The sequence below is a fragment of the Polaromonas sp. YR568 genome (assembly GCF_943369415.1).
Classification (GTDB): Bacteria; Pseudomonadota; Gammaproteobacteria; order Burkholderiales; family Burkholderiaceae_C; genus Polaromonas.
This window is the reverse complement of record NZ_CALRNF020000060.1, coordinates 1-15,459: the sequence shown is the minus strand read 5'-3', so window position 1 is coordinate 15,459 and position 15,459 is coordinate 1. Positions and strand designations below refer to the sequence as shown.

Below are 15,459 nucleotides of genomic sequence, written 5' to 3'. Positions count from 1 at the left end.
TTGTGGATGCGCCGAGGAGCGCAGGGCCAGACGGATCAGGGCAAAAACTTGTTTGAGCCGCAGGCGAGTTGTTTTTGACCCCGGCTGGACCGAGCACCGCAGGTTGCCCGTAGCGAAGCGGAGGGACGCAGCAACCAGGGTCGCCTTTTCTTTGCTTACGTTCTTTTGGCGAAGCAAAAGAAAGTAAGTCGCCCGCCGGGGCGAGTCCCGGCCAGCAAGCCTCAGCAGAGAACAAGCCCCAAGAACAGACAAGAACCGAAACTGGCCCTTGAGGCCGAAACCTCAAACCAGCACATCCCCTCTCATCCTCTCCCCCAGAAAATCCAGAAAACTCCTCACCGCCGGCACTTGCCCGCGCCGCGAGGTGAACACCGCATGCGCCACGCCGGAGGGCAGTGTCCAGCCCGGCAACACCGGCACCAGCAACTGGGCCTGCAGCTCGGCCGCGCTCATGGACTCGGGCAGAAAAGTCATGCCGGTGCCGGCCAGCACCGCGAGCTTGAGGGTTTGCAAATCGTCGGCGACATAGCGCGGCTGGTGTTGCAGCACAAACTCCTTGCCGTCGGGGCCCAGCAGCCGCCACGATGAGCGCCCGTCGGCCCAGGACATGGCGACCGTGTCGAGCTTGAGCAGGTCTTCGGGCTTTTCGGGCTTGCCCTGGCGCTGCAGCAAGGCCGGGCTGGCCAGTAGGTGGCCGGCGCTGGCGCCCAGGTTCTTGATCACCAGGCTGCCGCTGTCTTCGAGTGTGGGGCGCACGCGCAGCGCGATGTCTATGCCCTCCTCCACCAGGTCGATGACCCGGTTGGTCACGCGCATATCGACGCGTACCTGCGGGTACATCTCCATGAAACGCGGCACCAGGTAGCCCACCGAGCTTTGCGCCAGCGTCACCGGGCAGGTGATGCGCAGGGTGCCGCGCGGCTCGACCTGCATCTGTGCCACGGCTTCGGAAGCGGCCAGCGCCTCGTCGCGCATGGCGCTGCAGTGGCGCAGATAGATCTCACCGACTTCCGTCAGCGACAGCTTGCGCGTGGTGCGCTGCAGCAGCCGCACGCCCAGGCGCGCCTCCAGCTCGGCGACTCGGCGCGACAGGCGTGATTTGGGCAAACCCAGCGCGCGCCCGGCGGCGGCAAAACCGCCCCGCTCCACCACTTCGGCGAAATACAGCATGTCATTGAGGTCTTGCATGGGGGAGCATCCTTTCACGCCAATTGTCCTGCATATAGGACGATCTATCGCAATTTTACCGGCTTATCAATCAATCGACCTACCCACACAATCTATCCATGGCTGCGATTCACAGTGAACACGGCCTGAAAACCTGATTCAACAACTCACATTTAGGAATCCATCATGACCAAGCTTCTCCACATCGACTCCAGCATCCTCGGCGGAAATTCGGTTTCCCGCCAGCTCACCGCGCAAATCGTGGCCTCCTGGCGCGCCGGCCACCCCGGCACCGAAGTCAGCTACCTGGACCTGGCCGTCGACACGCCTAGCCATCTGTCGGCCGAATCGCTGGGCTTCCGCATGCCCGCCGACGCCGCCCTGAGCGACGCGCAAAAGCGTGAAAACGCCGTGTCCGAAGCCTTTGTGACGCAATTCCTGGCGGCCGACGTGATCGTCGTGGGCGCACCGCTGTACAACTTCGCCATCCCCAGCCAGCTCAAGGCCTGGATTGACCGCATTGCGCAAGTCGGCCGTACCTTCAAATACACCGACAAGGGCCCTGTGGGCCTGGCCACCGGCAAGACCGTGATCGTGGCCTCGGCCCGCGGCGGCGTCTATTCGACCAGCGAAGCCGCCACCGCCATGGAACACCAGGAGAGCTACCTGAAGGTAGTGTTCGGTTTCTTCGGCATCACCGACGTGCGTTTTGTGCGCGCCGAAGGCCTGGCCATGGGCGAAGCCGCCAAGGCCGCCGCGCTGGCCGCCGCGCAGATTGAAATCGTGACGCACACGCAGGCGCCCGCCGCCAACCAGGAAAAAGCCGCTATTGCCGCCTGACCCAGGCGCCTTGCGCACCCAAAAAGCCCGCAGCCGCGGGCTTTTTTCATGGCGGCGCTCCGCAGTAATTACTAAATGACTAATAGGTAGTTCACTTTGGGCGGGCACGTCCCTACATTCACCGCTTGCCCCGATGAGGGCCCAGACACAAGAAAGGTGAAGATGACAGCAACCTTGGCCCTGAACGAGCGCGCAGCACCGGCGACCGCCACGCGATCCCCCTCCCTCCTCGAAATACGTCCTTTTGATGCTCCGCTAGGCGCCGAAGTCCTGGGCCTGGACCTCTCACGGCCGCTCTCGACAGCCGACTTCAGCCGCATACACCGTGCCCACCTGGACCACCACGTGCTGGTGTTCCGCGACCAGCGCATCACGCCGCAGCAGCATGTTGACTTCAGCCGTCGCTTCGGCCCGCTGCAGATCCACGTGCTCAAGAATTTCCAGCTGCAAAACCACCCCGAAATCCTGATCGTCTCCAACATCAAGGAAAACGGCGAACCCATAGGCCTGGGCGACGCCGGCCATTTCTGGCACTCCGACCTGTCGTACAAGGACAAGCCCAGCCTGGGCTCGCTGCTGCATGCGCAGGAGTTGCCGGCAGAAGGCGGCGACACCCTGTTCGCCAACCAGCACACCGCCTGGGACACCTTGCCCGCCGCCCTGAAAACCGCCGTTGAAGGCCTGCGCGCCGAACACACCTACCTCGCCAAATACGAAGAACTGCGCAGCCGCAACCCCTGGCGGCCCAAACTCACCCAGGAACAGGTCGACGAAGTCAAACCCGTCGTCCACCCGGTCGTCCGCACCCACCCCGAAACCGGCCGCAAGGCGCTCTTCGTCAGCGAACATTTCACCACCCGCATCCTGGACATCCCCGAAGACGAAAGCCTGGCCCTGCTGACAGAACTGTTCGAACACAGCTCCCGCGCAGAACTGGTCTACCGCCACGAATGGAAACCCCACGACCTCGTGTTCTGGGACAACCGCTCAGTCACCCACCTGGCGGCAGGTACCCCCGACCACCTGCGCCGCAAGCTGTATCGCACGACGATTGAGGGCGACGCGCCGTTCTGACGGGAAGTTGGTCGAGCAGCCGTTACCGATGTGAAGGCCGCCAGCCCTCACCCCAACCCTCTCCCAGAGGGAGAGGGAGTAATACGATTGGTATTCGGCTGTTTGGATTTCGCCCCCGCTCCCACCCCTTGTGGATGCGCCGAGGAGCGGAGGTCCAGACGGACCAGGGCAAAAACTTGTTTGAGCCGCAGGCGAGTTGTTTTTGACCCCGTCTGGACCGAGCACCGCAGGCTGCCCGTAGCGAAGCGAAGGGACGCAGCAACCAAGGTCGCCTTTTCTTTTGCTTACTTTTCTTTTGGCGAAGCAAAAGAAAAGTGAGTAGCAGCCGGGCTACCCCCGGCCAGCAGACCTTAGAGGAGAGCGCACTGCCGGAGCAAGCAAGGCTTCGACAGGCTCAGCCCGAACGGTGGGACCGCAGCGCCCCCGCCGGAGCAAGACCGGCCCCACCCCTCAGGCATGCGCCTTAACCCAAGCCACATAAGCATCCACCCACCCCTGCAAAAACTTCCGGCTGGCTTCACCGATGCTGCCGTCGGCGTTGTACAAGCCCTCCTTGTTATGGATGAAGGCCTCAGGCTGCCCCAGCGTGGGCGCATTCAGGTAAGCCAGGATGTTGCGCAGGTGCTGCTGCGACAGCGCCGTGCCAATGGGGCCGACCGAGGTGCCGATCACGCCGGCGGCCTTGCCGTCCCAGGCGCTCTGGCCGTAAGGGCGCGAGGCATGGTCGATCGCGTTTTTCAACACGCCGGGAATCGAGCGGTTGTATTCGGGCGTGACGAACATCAGGCCCTGCGCGGCCTTGATCTCGCCCTTGAGCCTGAGCACCGAAGCCGCCTGGTGGGCATCGTCGTCCTGGTTGTAGGGCGGCAGGTCGTCGAGGCGCACGTGGGTGAAGCTGAAGTCCGCGGGGAACAGCTTTTCAAGCGCGTTCGCGAGCTTTTTGTTGAACGAGTCCTTGCGGATGCTGCCGACGATGACGGCGATGTTGTACTGGGCCATGGGGTTCTCCATAAAAGGTAAATGCAATCATCGCGGGCCGCGATGGGGGATCGATCTTGCCCGGACCATTATGCAAAGCAGCACATGACACGGCCCGCGCGCAAGTGAAACACCTTGTGAAGCCGTCGGGCATGGCATGCTGAATCGTCCCTCGCCTACAGCCGCCCGGACTTCAGGCCGACTGCGCCGCCGCCAAACCCTGGCAATACTTCTTGCGAAAAGGCCTGCGACAGGGGAAGCTCCTCCCATCGGCGGCAATACAAGGCGGCAAGGTGCACCTCAAACACTTCTACGAGCTCGGAAAAAAATCGGTCACGGCCTGGCTGGACGACTACGCCCCCAGCATGGGCGCCGCGATTTCCTATTACACGGTGTTTTCCATCGCGCCGCTGCTGCTGATCGTGATCGCCGTCGCCGGCTTCGTCTGGGGCCGTGAAGCGGTGCAGGGAGAGATCGTCGGCCAGCTCTCAGGCCTGATAGGCCGCGACGGCGCGCTGGGCATACAGGCGCTGATCGAAAGCGCGCACAAGCCGGCCAAGGGCGTGCTGGCCACCGCCATCAGTCTGGTGGTGCTGGTGGTCGGCGCGACCACGGTGTTTGCCGAGCTGCAAAGCGCGCTGGACCGTGTCTGGGACGTGCCGCCCGCGCAGAAAAAGAGCGGCATCTGGGCCACCTTGCGCGCCCGCGTGCTGTCCCTGGGTTTTATCCTCGGCCTGGGTTTTTTGCTGTCGGTGTCGCTGGTCGTCAGCGCGGGCCTGGCGGCTCTGGGCGGCTGGATGACGGGGCTGCTCCCCGGTGCGGAAGTGCTGCTGCAAATCCTCAACAGCATCGTCTCGCTAGGCGTGGCGGTCGTGCTGTTCGCCATGATCTTCAAGCTCATGCCCCAGGCCGCCGTCGGCTGGCGCGACGTGTGGGTGGGCGCCATGGTCACGGCCGTGCTGTTTGAAATCGGCAAGGCGCTGATCGGCCTCTACATCGGCAAAAGCAGCGTGACCTCCTCCTTCGCCGCGGCCGGCTCTCTGGTGGTGTTGCTGGTATGGGTGTATTACTCGGCGCAGATCTTCCTGCTGGGGGCCGAGTTCACCTGGGTATATGCGCACGACCACGGCTCGCTGGCGGACAAGACGGCCGTGAAGACCGCCAGCCCGCAAAACACAACCCCGTCCCGTTCCGCCGAACCCATCAAGCCGGCGCCCCAGGCCGCAACGCTTTCGGACAACACCGAGCCTCACCACGCCGTCGTGGGGCGCCCCCCGCCCACGTTGAAACAAACGCTGGCCGTTTATGGCGCCGTCGCGCTCGCCTTCGCCGGGCTGGGCCTGCTGCTGAAGCAGCGCGGCCCGCGCGTCAGGCCCTACCAGGACTATTGATGGACAAGCCCACCCAGCGCCGCGGCAAAGACAAGGCCGCAGCGGAGCCCGCCCGGGCCGACGCAGCCGGCAATTTCGTCCGCGTGCGCGGCGCCCGCGAGCACAACCTGCAGAACGTCGACGTCGACATCCCGCGCGATGCGCTGGTGGTGTTTTCCGGCGTGTCGGGCTCGGGCAAATCGTCGCTGGCCTTCGGCACCCTGTATGCCGAGGCGCAGCGCCGCTACTTTGAATCCGTCGCGCCCTACGCCCGCCGCCTCATCGACCAGGTCGGCGTGCCGGACGTCGATTCCATCGAAGGCCTGCCGCCCGCCGTGGCGCTGCAGCAGCAGCGCGGCACGCCGGGCGCGCGCTCTTCCGTCGGCAGCGTGACCACGCTGTCCAGCTTTGTGCGCATGCTGTATTCGCGTGCCGGCAGCTACCCGCCGCGCCAGCCCATGCTGTATGCCGAGGATTTTTCCCCCAACACGCCGCAGGGCGCCTGCCCGCATTGCCACGGGCTGGGCCATGTGTTCGAGGTCACGGAAAAACTCATGGTGCCCGACGACTCGCTGACCATACGCGAGCGCGCCGTCGCCGCCTGGCCGCCGGCCTGGCACGGGCAGAACCTGCGCGACATCCTGGTGACCCTGGGTTACGACGTGGACACGCCCTGGCGCGACCTGCCCAAAAAAGACCGTAACTGGATACTCTTCACCGAGGAGCAGCCCACAGTGCCGGTCTATCCCGGCTTCACGCCGACCGAAACCCGCGCCGCGTTGCGCCGCAAGACCGAGCCCGCCTACCAGGGCACTTTCACCGGCGCGCGCAAATACGTGCTGCACACCTTCGCCACCACCCAAAGCGCGCTGATGAAAAGGCGCGTGTCGCGCTTCATGGCCGGCAGCCTGTGCCCGGTGTGCGAAGGCAAGCGCCTCAAGCGCGAGGCGCTGTCGGTGACTTTTGCAGGGCTGGACATCGGCAGCTTCTCGCAGATGCCGCTCAATCGCCTGGCCGAGGTGCTGGAGCCGGTGGCCGCCGGCCGCTTCGAGGGCGCCGACGCCAAGCCGGGCCGCGCCAGCCTGAGCCGCGATGCGGCCAAAAAGGACACAGCCCGGCGCGTAGCCGCCGGCGGCGCGGCCCATGAAGGCTCCAGCGACGTGCGGCGCACACCCAACCTGTCGGAAGAAAAGCGCATCGCCGCCCAGCGCATCGCGCAGGACCTGCTGGCGCGCATCGCCACGCTGCGCGAGCTGGGCCTGGGCTACCTCTCGCTGGACCGCGCCACGCCCACGCTGTCGCCAGGCGAGCTGCAGCGCCTGCGCCTGGCCACGCAAATCCGCTCCAACCTGTTCGGCGTGGTCTATGTGCTGGATGAACCCTCGGCCGGGCTGCACCCCGCCGACAGCGAAGCGCTGCTGCTGGCGCTGGACCAACTCAGGCGCTCGGGCAATTCGCTCTTCATCGTCGAGCACGACCTGGACATGATGCGGCGCGCCGACTGGCTGGTCGACGTGGGGCCTCTGGCCGGCGAGCACGGCGGCCGCATTCTCTATAGCGGGCCGCCCGCGGGCCTGGAGGGCCAAGCCGATTCGCAAACCGCGCGCTACCTGTTTGCCGGCGCAGCACCGCAGGCCTGCGTGCCGCGCACACCCGCCGGCTGGCTCGAACTGCGCGGCATTACGCGCAACAACCTGCATGGGCAGGATGCGCGCTTTCCCTTGGGTGTGCTGACCGCCGTGACCGGCGTTTCGGGCTCGGGCAAATCCAGCCTGGTGAGCCAGGCCCTGGTCGAGCTGGTCTGCGCCCACCTGGGCCATGAGGCGGAGGAAGCCGAAGACGACGGCGGCGAGGCCGGGCCCAGCGTGGCCGCCGAAACACGCGGCAGGCTGCACGCGGGCATGGAAGGCCTGCGCCGCCTGGTGCTGGTGGACCAGAAGCCGATTGGCCGCACGCCGCGCTCCAACCTGGCCACCTACACAGGCCTGTTTGACCACGTGCGCAAGTTGTTTGCCGCGTCCAAGGCCGCGCGCGCCCGGCGTTACGACGCGGGCCGTTTCTCCTTCAACGTGGTCAAGGGTCGCTGCGACACCTGCGAGGGCGAAGGTTTTGTCAGCGTCGAGATGCTCTTCATGCCCAGCGTCTACGCGCCCTGCCCCACTTGCCACGGCGCGCGCTACAACGAGCAGACGCTGAAGGTCACCTGGCAAGGCAAAAACATCGCCGAAGTGCTGCAGATGACGGTGGAGCAGGCCTGCGATTTCTTCGCGGGCGAAACCGCCGTGCTCAAGCCCCTGGCCTTGCTGCGCGACATCGGCCTGGGCTACTTGCGGCTGGGCCAGCCCGCGACCGAGCTGTCGGGCGGCGAAGCCCAGCGCATCAAGCTCGCGACCGAGCTGCAGCGCGCCCAGCGCGGCGATGCGCTGTATGTGCTGGACGAGCCCACCACCGGCCTGCACCCGGCCGACGTGGACAAACTGATGGCGCAACTGCAGGGCCTGGTCGAGGGCGGCAACACCGTCATCGTGGTGGAGCACGAATTGCGTGTGGTGGCCGCGGCCGACTGGGTCATCGACGTCGGGCCCGGCGCCGGCGAAGAAGGCGGACGCATCGTCGCCGAAGGGCCGCCGGCCGAACTGTGCAAATCCGCGGACAGCCGCACGGCCCCCTACCTGCGGCGCCTGCTCGAGCCGGAGCGCGTCAAGCCACCGGCAAAAACTTCGCGCGCATGAAGGCCATGTAGTCGCCTTCGGTCATCTCGCGCCGCGCCTTCACAAAACCGCGCGCGTCGTCGCCCACCAGGTAGCGCAGCTGGCCGCTGCCGTCGGTGGCCGCGCCGTAAATGACTTTCGCGACGTCGTCCGAACTCATGTTGCTGGCCGACACCATCGCCGCAAAGGCCTTGGCGGTGTTTGCCACGAAGTCGTCGTAATCGGTCAAGGTGGTGTCGTTCGCGCTGCCGGCCGCGGTGCGGGCATTGAAGCTGGTGCTGGTCACGCCGCCATGCGGTATCACCAGCTTGACGGCGATGTTTTGCGAAGCGAGCTCATACGAAATCGCCTCCGAGAAACCCTCGAGCGCGAACTTGCTCGCACAGTACATCGAGATCATGGGCAGGGTGAACAGGCCGGCGCCCGAACTCACGTTGATGATGCTGCCGCCTTTGTTGCGGCGGAAATGCGGCAGGATGGCGCGGGTCAGTTCCATCACGCCGAAGACGTTGACCTCGAACTGGGCCAGGATCTGCTCGTGCGTCACGGCTTCGAGCAGGCCGTACTGGCCGTGGCCACTGTTGTTGACCAGCGCGTCGATGCGGCCGAAGCGCTGAATGCCGGCGTCAATCGCCGGCGCCATGGTGCCGATGTCCTGCACGTCCAGGCGCGTCACCAGCACGTTGGGAATCTCGCGCAGTTCGGTGTCTTTTTCGGGTGTGCGCTGGGTAGCAACGACGTTCCAGCCCTGGGCGGCGAAGCGTCTGGCGGCTGCCAGGCCTATGCCGGAGGAAGTTCCGGTGATCAGCACGGTTTTAGCGGTAGATTTGCTCATGATGCGGTTCCTTGAGGAGACGTTAGGGAGAGTTGATGACTTGCCCCAAGCATATGAGGCTGCAACTTATTCAACAATCCTCGCAATTCGGCATACGTTAGTGCATGATTCAGCACAATGAAACGCACCGGACTCCCAGAACTCAATGCCGTGGTCGCCGTGGCGGCGCACCGCAGTTTTCGCAAGGCGGCGGTCGAACTCGACATGTCCCCTTCCGCTTTGAGCCACGCCATCGCGACGCTGGAGCAGCGCCTGGGCCTGCGGCTGTTCAACCGCACCACGCGCAGCGTCTCGCTGTCGGAGGCCGGCGCCGCCTTTCTGGCGCGGGTGCAGCCGGCGCTGCAGGAAATCACCGCCGCCATGGAAGGCGCCAACGATTTCCGCGACACGCCGTCTGGCATGCTGCGCCTGAACACCTCGGAAGGCGGTGCGCGCATGATCCTGGCGCCCTTGCTGCTGGAGTTTTTGCGGCGCTACCCGGACATGCAGGTCGACCTGGTCACCGAAGGCCGCTTTGTCGACATCGTCAAGGAAGGTTTCGACGCAGGCTTTCGCCTGGCCGAGGCGGTGCCGCTGGACATGATTGCCGTGCCCTGCACGCCGCCGCTGCGCTTTGCGGTGGTCGGTTCGCCGGCTTACTTTAAAGGCCGCAAGCCGCCAAAAACGCCGCAGGACTTGCCGGCCCACGCCTGCATACGCAGCCGCATGCCCAGCGGCGCGCTCTTTAGATGGGAGTTTGAAAAAGACGGCCGCAAGCTGGACCTGGAAGTCCCCGGCCGGCTCACGCTGGACAACGACAACCTGCGCATCGCCGCCGCACTGGAGGGCGAGGGCCTGACCTGGACCAGCGAATGGCCGGTGGCGCAGCACATCGCGGAAGGCCGCCTGGTGCGCGTGCTGGCAGACTGGACACCGCCCTACCCGGGCCTGTGCCTGTATTACCCCGGCCACCGGCTGGTGCCCGCGGGCCTGCAGGCTTTCATCAGCCTGGTGCGCGAAAAAATGGCGCTGTCCCCGGCGAGGACAGCGCCACTTTAATCAAAGACTGAAGGCGGTTTAGAAGCCGGCGAGTACCGCGCCCTTGAATTCAGTCTGGATGAACTTGCGGACTTCTTCCGAGTGGTAGGCCTTCACCAGCTTGGCGACCCATGGCTTGTCCTTGTCCTGCTCGCGCACGGCCAGCAGGTTGACGTAAGGCGACTTGGCCGCTTCCTGCGCAATCGCGTCCTTCGGGTTCAGCCCGGCCGACAGCGCGTAGTTGGTGTTGACGGCCGAGGCGTCCAGGTCGTCCAGCGAGCGCGGCAGCTGCGCGGCGTCGAGTTCCACGAACTTGAGTTTCTTGGGGTTCTCGATCACGTCCAGCGGCGTGGCTTTCAGGCCAGCCTCGGGCTTGAGCTTGATCAGGCCCTTGTCCTGCAGCACCAGCAACACGCGGCCGCCGTTGGTCGGGTCGTTGGGGATGCCGAAGCGCGCGCCTTCCTTCAGCTCGGCCAGGCTTTTGACTTTTTTCGAGTAGAGGCCGATCGGGAAGTTGACGGTATAGGCCACATTGACGATCTTGTAGCCGCGGTCCTTGACCTGCTGGTCGAGGAAGGGCTTGTGCTGGTAGCTGTTGGCGTCCAGGTCGCCGGCGGCGAGTGCGGCGTTGGGCCGGATGTAGTCGCTGAACTCGACGACCTGGATTTTGAGGCCGTCTTTTTCGGCGATCTTCTTGACCTGCTCAAAAATCTGCGCGTGCGGGCCGGCAGTGACGCCGATTTTCAGAGGCTTGTCCTGGGCCAGCGCGGCGCCGGAGAAGGATGCGGCCAGCGCGACTGCGATGGCGGATTGGATGAAAGTGCGTTTGTTCATGGTGTTTCCTTTGGGATGAATTAAGAAAGTTTTGTCCCCTCTCCCCTTGGGGAGAGGGTTAGGGTGAGGGCCGACGGCGTTGGGACCGATAGTGGCGGATTGATCGCCGCCAGCCCTCACCCCTGCCCTCTCCCAGGGGGAGAGGGAGGAATCCGGGGATCAACATCGCTGTTGAAAATAAGAGACGAAGACTCCGCTCATTTGTGGCTCAACCTGCGCACAGCCCAGTCCCCCAGGCTTTGCACCGCCTGCACAAACAGGATCAGCACCAGCACCACGGCCAGCATGACTTCGGGCAGAAAGCGCTGGTAGCCGTAGCGGATGCCCAGGTCGCCCAGCCCGCCGCCGCCAATGGCGCCGGCCATGGCCGAGTAGCCGGTCAGGCTCACAAAGGTGATGGTCAGGCCCGCGACGATGCCGGGCAGCGCCTCGGGTAGCAGCACCTTGAGCACGATCTGCCGCGTGGTCGCGCCCATGGCCAGGGCCGCCTCGATCAGGCCGTTGTCCACTTCGCGCAGCGAGGTTTCCACCAGCCGCGCGATAAAAGGCGCGGCGGCGATCGTGAGCGGCACCACGGCAGCCGCCGTGCCTATGGACGATCCCGTCAAAAAGCGCGTCAGCGGAATGATGGCCACCAGCAGGATGATGAAAGGCGTGGAGCGCACCGCATTCACGATGCCGCCCACCACGCGGTTCACGCCCGCATTGCGCAGCACGCCGCCCTCGTCCGTGAGCCGCAGGAACACGCCCAGCGGAATACCAATCAGCGCGCCGACCAGGCCAGAGATGCCGACCATGACGATGGTTTCCCACAGCGAGCTGACGAAGAGCTCCAGCAAGGCCTGAGAAAAATTACTGAACATGGGCCAGCCTCCCGGTCAAATCACCGCCGACCTCATCGACATGCACTCCGGCGCCGCGCAAATGCGCCACCGCCGCGTTGAGTTGCTCGCGCGCGCCGCGCGCAAACACCGCGAGCGAGCCGAAAGGCTTGCCCTGTATCTCATCGACCTGGCCGTGCACGATGGAAAGATCTATGCCGAAGCGGCGTATCACGTCCGACAGCAGCGGCCGGTCGGAGTCGTCGCCCGCGAAGGCCAGTCGCAGCAGTTGGCCTTCCTCCGGATGTTCGGCGCTCATCAAGGTGCGTATGCGCGCCAGAACGCTTTCGGGCAGGTCCTGCGGCACTATCTCGGCGATCAGGCTGCGTGTGGTCTCATGTTGCGGGCGCGTGAAGACATCGATCACCGGCCCGCTTTCCACGATGCGGCCGGCGTCTATCACCGCCACGCGGTCGGCCACCTGCTTGATGACCTGCATCTGGTGCGTGATCAGCACGATGGTCAGGCCGAACTCCTTGTTGATCTGCTTCAGCAAGCCCAGGATGGAGCGCGTGGTTTCCGGGTCCAGCGCCGAGGTGGCTTCGTCCGACAGCAGCACCTTGGGCCGGTTGGCCAGCGCGCGCGCAATGCCCACACGCTGCTTTTGCCCGCCGCTGATCTGCGCCGGAAACCGGTCGCGCAGGGCGCTCAGGCCAACGAGCTCCAGCAGCGGCTCGACGCGGGCCTTGATCTCGGCGGACGGCAGGCCGGCAATTTCGAGCGGCAGGGCCACGTTGCCGTAGACCGTGCGCGACGAAAGCAAATTGAAGTGCTGGAAGATGATGCCGATGTCGCGGCGCGCCACACGCAGCGCGTCACCGTCAAGCGAGGTCAGCTCGCGGCCGTCCACCAGCACTTGACCGGCGGAGGGCCGGTTCAGCAGGTTGATCACCCGCACCAGTGAACTTTTGCCGGCGCCGCTGCGGCCGATGATGCCGTAGACCTCGCCCGGCTGGATGTGAAGGTCGACGCCCCTGAGTGCTTCGACCGGACCCGTGGGACCCTTGTAGGTTTGGAAAATACCTTTGAGCTCGATCATGAAATCCGCTGACCCTCGTCGCCTTTCGGTTCTTGTGGAAACGTGAGGCTTATTTTTGTGAACAGACAGCGAATGTAGAGGCCTGAAGCACAAACTCAAAAGAATATTAAATAGATTGTTCAGATGATTTAATGGCTATAGAGAATAATTTCACCCGGCTTAAATTTGTATGGACAGGTTGTACCCGGGTGTTATAGAATTTATTCACCCGGATGAAACTCATCCTCTTTTTGAATATTCTTCGCACAATTTTTATGCCCTCCATGTCATCCCCCGAAACCTCCCCGCGCTTCGTAGCCTTTTCAGGCTTCCGGCAAGTCGCCGCCGGTGACCGCACGCAGGTCGTCAACGTGCTGCGCAGGCTGCCCCCCACCGAAGAGACGCTGATCCGCGTCTTCAACGACGCCACCGGCGAGCGCATAGACCTGGACCTGCGCCCCGAGGCTGACGTCGCGCCCTCGCCCACTCCCGCCCCAGAAGCGCCTCCAACGCTTGAAGCCGCAGCCGCGCGCCCGGTCGGGCGGCCCAAACTCGGCGTGGTGGCGCGTGAAGTCACGCTGCTGCCCCGGCACTGGGAATGGCTGGGCAGCCAGCCCGGCGGCGCCTCGGTCACACTGCGCCGCCTGGTCGATGAATCCCGCAAGGCGAATGAAGGCCGCGTCAGCGTGCGGGCCGCGCGCGAAAACGCCTACCGCTTCATGAGCGAGATGGCCGGCGACCTCGCGGGCTTTGAAGAAGCCAGCCGCGCGCTCTTCGCGGGCGACAGGCCCAAATTTGAAGGCCTGGTCGCGCCCTGGCCCGAAGACGTGCGCCTGCAACTGGCCAGGCTGGCCACCGACAGCTGGAGCGCCGCATGAAGCCGCCCGATATCACCGCCCTGGACCACCAGCTCGAAACCGAGGTGCACGAAGGAGACCTGCGAGCCGCCGGCGAGATCGCCGCGCCGCCCGCCTCCGTGGCCGAAGCGGCGCCGCCGCTGGCGCCTTCGCCCAAGCGGCCGCCGCCGCGCGCCGTGCTCACCGACAGCGTGCCGATGTGGAAAACCTTTGCCGCCTTCCTGGGCCCCATGCTGCTCAGCAACATCCTGCAGTCGCTGTCGGGCACGCTGAACAATGTGTACGTGGGCCAGATGCTGGGCGTGGGCGCGCTGGCGGCCGTGTCCAGCTTTTTCCCCATCCTGTTTTTCTTCATCGCCTTCACCATAGGCCTGGGCGCCGGCGCTTCGGTGCTGATAGGCCAGGCCTGGGGCGCGCGCGACACCGGCAAGGTCAAGGCGATTGCCGGCACCGCCCTCAGCGTCGGCCTGGCCTTCGGCCTGCTGGTCGCCCTGTTCGGCGGCATCTTCACCGGGCCGCTGCTCAGCGCGCTGGGCACACCGGCCGACATCCTGCCCGACGCCACGCTGTACGCCCGCATCATGATGATTGCCGGGCCCGGCCTCTTTGTTTACCTGCTGGCCACGGCCATGCTGCGCGGCGTCGGCGATACCGTGAACCCGCTCTACACGCTGGGCATTTCCACCGTGGTCGGCCTCATCGTCACACCGGCCTTGATACGCGGCTGGGGCGGCCTGCCGCAGCTGGGCGTGGCCAGCGGCGCGGTCGCCTCCATCCTGTCCATGGTGACGGCCACCGCCTGGCTGGCCTTCCGGCTGCGCCGCATCCACAGCCCGCTGGCGCCCGATACGGAGTTTGTGCGTCACATGCGCATCAACGGCAAGATCCTCAAGACCGTGCTCAAGGTCGGCGTGCCCACCGGCGTGCAGATGATCGTCATCGCGCTGGCCGAAGTCGCCCTGCTCTCGCTCGTCAACAGCTACGGCTCCGGTGCCACCGCGGCCTACGGCGCCGTCAACCAGGTCGTGGCCTACGTACAGTTCCCCGCGATCTCGATCGCCATCACCGCCTCCATCCTGGGCGCGCAGGCAATCGGCGCGGGCCGCACCGACAAGCTGGGCGCCATTGCGCGCACCGGCCTGCTGATGAACCTGGTGCTGACCGGCGCACTGGTGCTGCTGGGCTACCTGTTCTCGCGCCACCTGATGGGCTTTTTCATCACCAGCGCACCGGTGATCGAACTGGCGCAGACGCTGCTGCACATCATGCTGTGGAGCAGCGTGATCTTCGGCATGGCCTCGGTGCTCTCCGGCATCATGCGCGCCAGCGGCTCGGTGCTGGTGCCCACCGGAATCTCCATCTTCTGCATTGCTTTTGTCGAGGTGCCGGTTGCGTGGTTCACGAGCCACCGGATCGGGATCAATGGCATCTGGGTTGCCTATCCTGTGACTTTCCTTGCGATGCTGGGGTTGCAGACGGCTTATTACCGGTTGGTCTGGAAGAAGAAGGCGATTCGGAAGTTGGTTTAGCCGGGTCTTGCTCCGGCTGGCGCGCTCGTCTTCTGTTATCTCTGCCTAGGCTTGCTGGCCGGGGTTGCCCGGCGGCAACTCACTTTTCTTTGCTTCGCCAAAGAAAAGTAAGCAAAAGAAAGGCGACCCTGGTTGCTGCGTCCCTCCGCTGCGCTACGGGCAACCTGCGGTGCTCGATCCAGACGGGGTCAAAAACAACTCGCTTCGCTTGTATGGTTAGGGTGCTGGGGTGAGGAACCACACATTCGCAATCGGCCGTTCACAGCGGACCGACAGTCTGAGCAATTCCCACCCCGCCCTAACGTCGATTAAGAACTGAGCCGCCGCCCTGGCTGCAGAGCCGGGGCG

The 15,459-nt window shown here is 64.8% G+C and carries 13 protein-coding genes; 7 read left to right on the top strand and 6 right to left on the bottom strand.

All coding sequences use genetic code 11. The features are described 5' to 3' along the window. Positions 1–282: 282 nt before the first annotated feature. Complete coding sequence (locus ACLV74_RS24425) at positions 283–1,188, bottom strand: LysR substrate-binding domain-containing protein (RefSeq protein ID WP_411882018.1); 906 nt, start codon at positions 1,186–1,188, stop codon at positions 283–285. Between the two features lie 165 nt (positions 1,189–1,353). On the opposite strand from ACLV74_RS24425, the gene ACLV74_RS24420 reads away from it, so the two are divergent. Both ACLV74_RS24420 and ACLV74_RS24415 read left to right on the top strand, forming a co-directional pair. Continuing rightward, positions 1,354–2,007, top strand: a complete 654-nt coding sequence (locus ACLV74_RS24420; protein ID WP_411882017.1) for an FMN-dependent NADH-azoreductase — start codon at positions 1,354–1,356, stop codon at positions 2,005–2,007. Between the two features lie 162 nt (positions 2,008–2,169). Then, on the top strand, positions 2,170–3,081 hold the full coding sequence (locus tag ACLV74_RS24415) for a TauD/TfdA dioxygenase family protein (RefSeq protein ID WP_411882016.1): 912 nt from the start codon (positions 2,170–2,172) through the stop codon (positions 3,079–3,081). 450 nt (positions 3,082–3,531) lie between these two features. Here ACLV74_RS24415 and ACLV74_RS24410 read toward each other — a convergent pair whose 3' ends face one another. Further along, positions 3,532–4,080, bottom strand: coding sequence for an NADPH-dependent FMN reductase (locus tag ACLV74_RS24410; RefSeq protein WP_411882015.1), 549 nt, complete (start codon positions 4,078–4,080; stop codon positions 3,532–3,534). Positions 4,081–4,352: 272 nt separating this feature from the next. On the opposite strand from ACLV74_RS24410, the gene ACLV74_RS24405 reads away from it, so the two are divergent. Both ACLV74_RS24405 and ACLV74_RS24400 read left to right on the top strand, forming a co-directional pair. Then, entirely contained in the window at positions 4,353–5,450 is a 1,098-nt protein-coding gene (locus tag ACLV74_RS24405) for a YihY/virulence factor BrkB family protein (RefSeq protein WP_411882014.1), read from the top strand. Next, positions 5,450–8,161: an excinuclease ABC subunit A gene (locus ACLV74_RS24400; protein ID WP_411882013.1), complete on the top strand. Its 2,712-nt coding sequence runs from the start codon at positions 5,450–5,452 to the stop codon at positions 8,159–8,161. The genes ACLV74_RS24405 and ACLV74_RS24400 overlap by 1 nt, the downstream gene beginning before the upstream one ends. Here ACLV74_RS24400 and ACLV74_RS24395 read toward each other — a convergent pair. Beyond that, a complete protein-coding gene (locus tag ACLV74_RS24395) occupies positions 8,130–8,975 on the bottom strand; it encodes an SDR family oxidoreductase (protein ID WP_411882012.1) in 846 nt (281 codons plus the stop codon). The two genes, ACLV74_RS24400 and ACLV74_RS24395, sit on opposite strands and share 32 nt — an antisense overlap. A 117-nt stretch (positions 8,976–9,092) precedes the next feature. Here ACLV74_RS24395 and ACLV74_RS24390 point away from each other — a divergent pair, with 117 nt between their 5' ends. After that, entirely contained in the window at positions 9,093–10,013 is a 921-nt protein-coding gene (locus tag ACLV74_RS24390; protein WP_411882011.1) for a LysR substrate-binding domain-containing protein, read from the top strand. 18 nt (positions 10,014–10,031) lie between these two features. On the opposite strand, the gene ACLV74_RS24385 is transcribed toward ACLV74_RS24390, so the two are convergent. The 3 genes from ACLV74_RS24385 to ACLV74_RS24375 all read right to left on the bottom strand — a co-directional run bounded on the left by ACLV74_RS24385 (position 10,032) and on the right by ACLV74_RS24375 (position 12,746). Then, positions 10,032–10,826, bottom strand: a complete 795-nt coding sequence (locus ACLV74_RS24385) for a MetQ/NlpA family ABC transporter substrate-binding protein (RefSeq protein ID WP_411882010.1) — start codon at positions 10,824–10,826, stop codon at positions 10,032–10,034. Positions 10,827–11,023: 197 nt separating this feature from the next. Continuing rightward, positions 11,024–11,689, bottom strand: coding sequence for a methionine ABC transporter permease (locus tag ACLV74_RS24380; RefSeq protein ID WP_411882009.1), 666 nt, complete (start codon positions 11,687–11,689; stop codon positions 11,024–11,026). After that, complete coding sequence (locus tag ACLV74_RS24375) at positions 11,679–12,746, bottom strand: methionine ABC transporter ATP-binding protein (RefSeq protein WP_411882008.1); 1,068 nt, start codon at positions 12,744–12,746, stop codon at positions 11,679–11,681. The genes ACLV74_RS24380 and ACLV74_RS24375 overlap by 11 nt, the downstream gene beginning before the upstream one ends. A 254-nt stretch (positions 12,747–13,000) precedes the next feature. On the opposite strand from ACLV74_RS24375, the gene ACLV74_RS24370 reads away from it, so the two are divergent. After that, complete coding sequence (locus tag ACLV74_RS24370; RefSeq protein WP_411882007.1) at positions 13,001–13,603, top strand: DUF2239 family protein; 603 nt, start codon at positions 13,001–13,003, stop codon at positions 13,601–13,603. Positions 13,604–13,680: 77 nt separating this feature from the next. Next, positions 13,681–15,111: an MATE family efflux transporter gene (locus ACLV74_RS24365; RefSeq protein WP_411882019.1), complete on the top strand. Its 1,431-nt coding sequence runs from the start codon at positions 13,681–13,683 to the stop codon at positions 15,109–15,111. Positions 15,112–15,459: the final 348 nt, after the last annotated feature.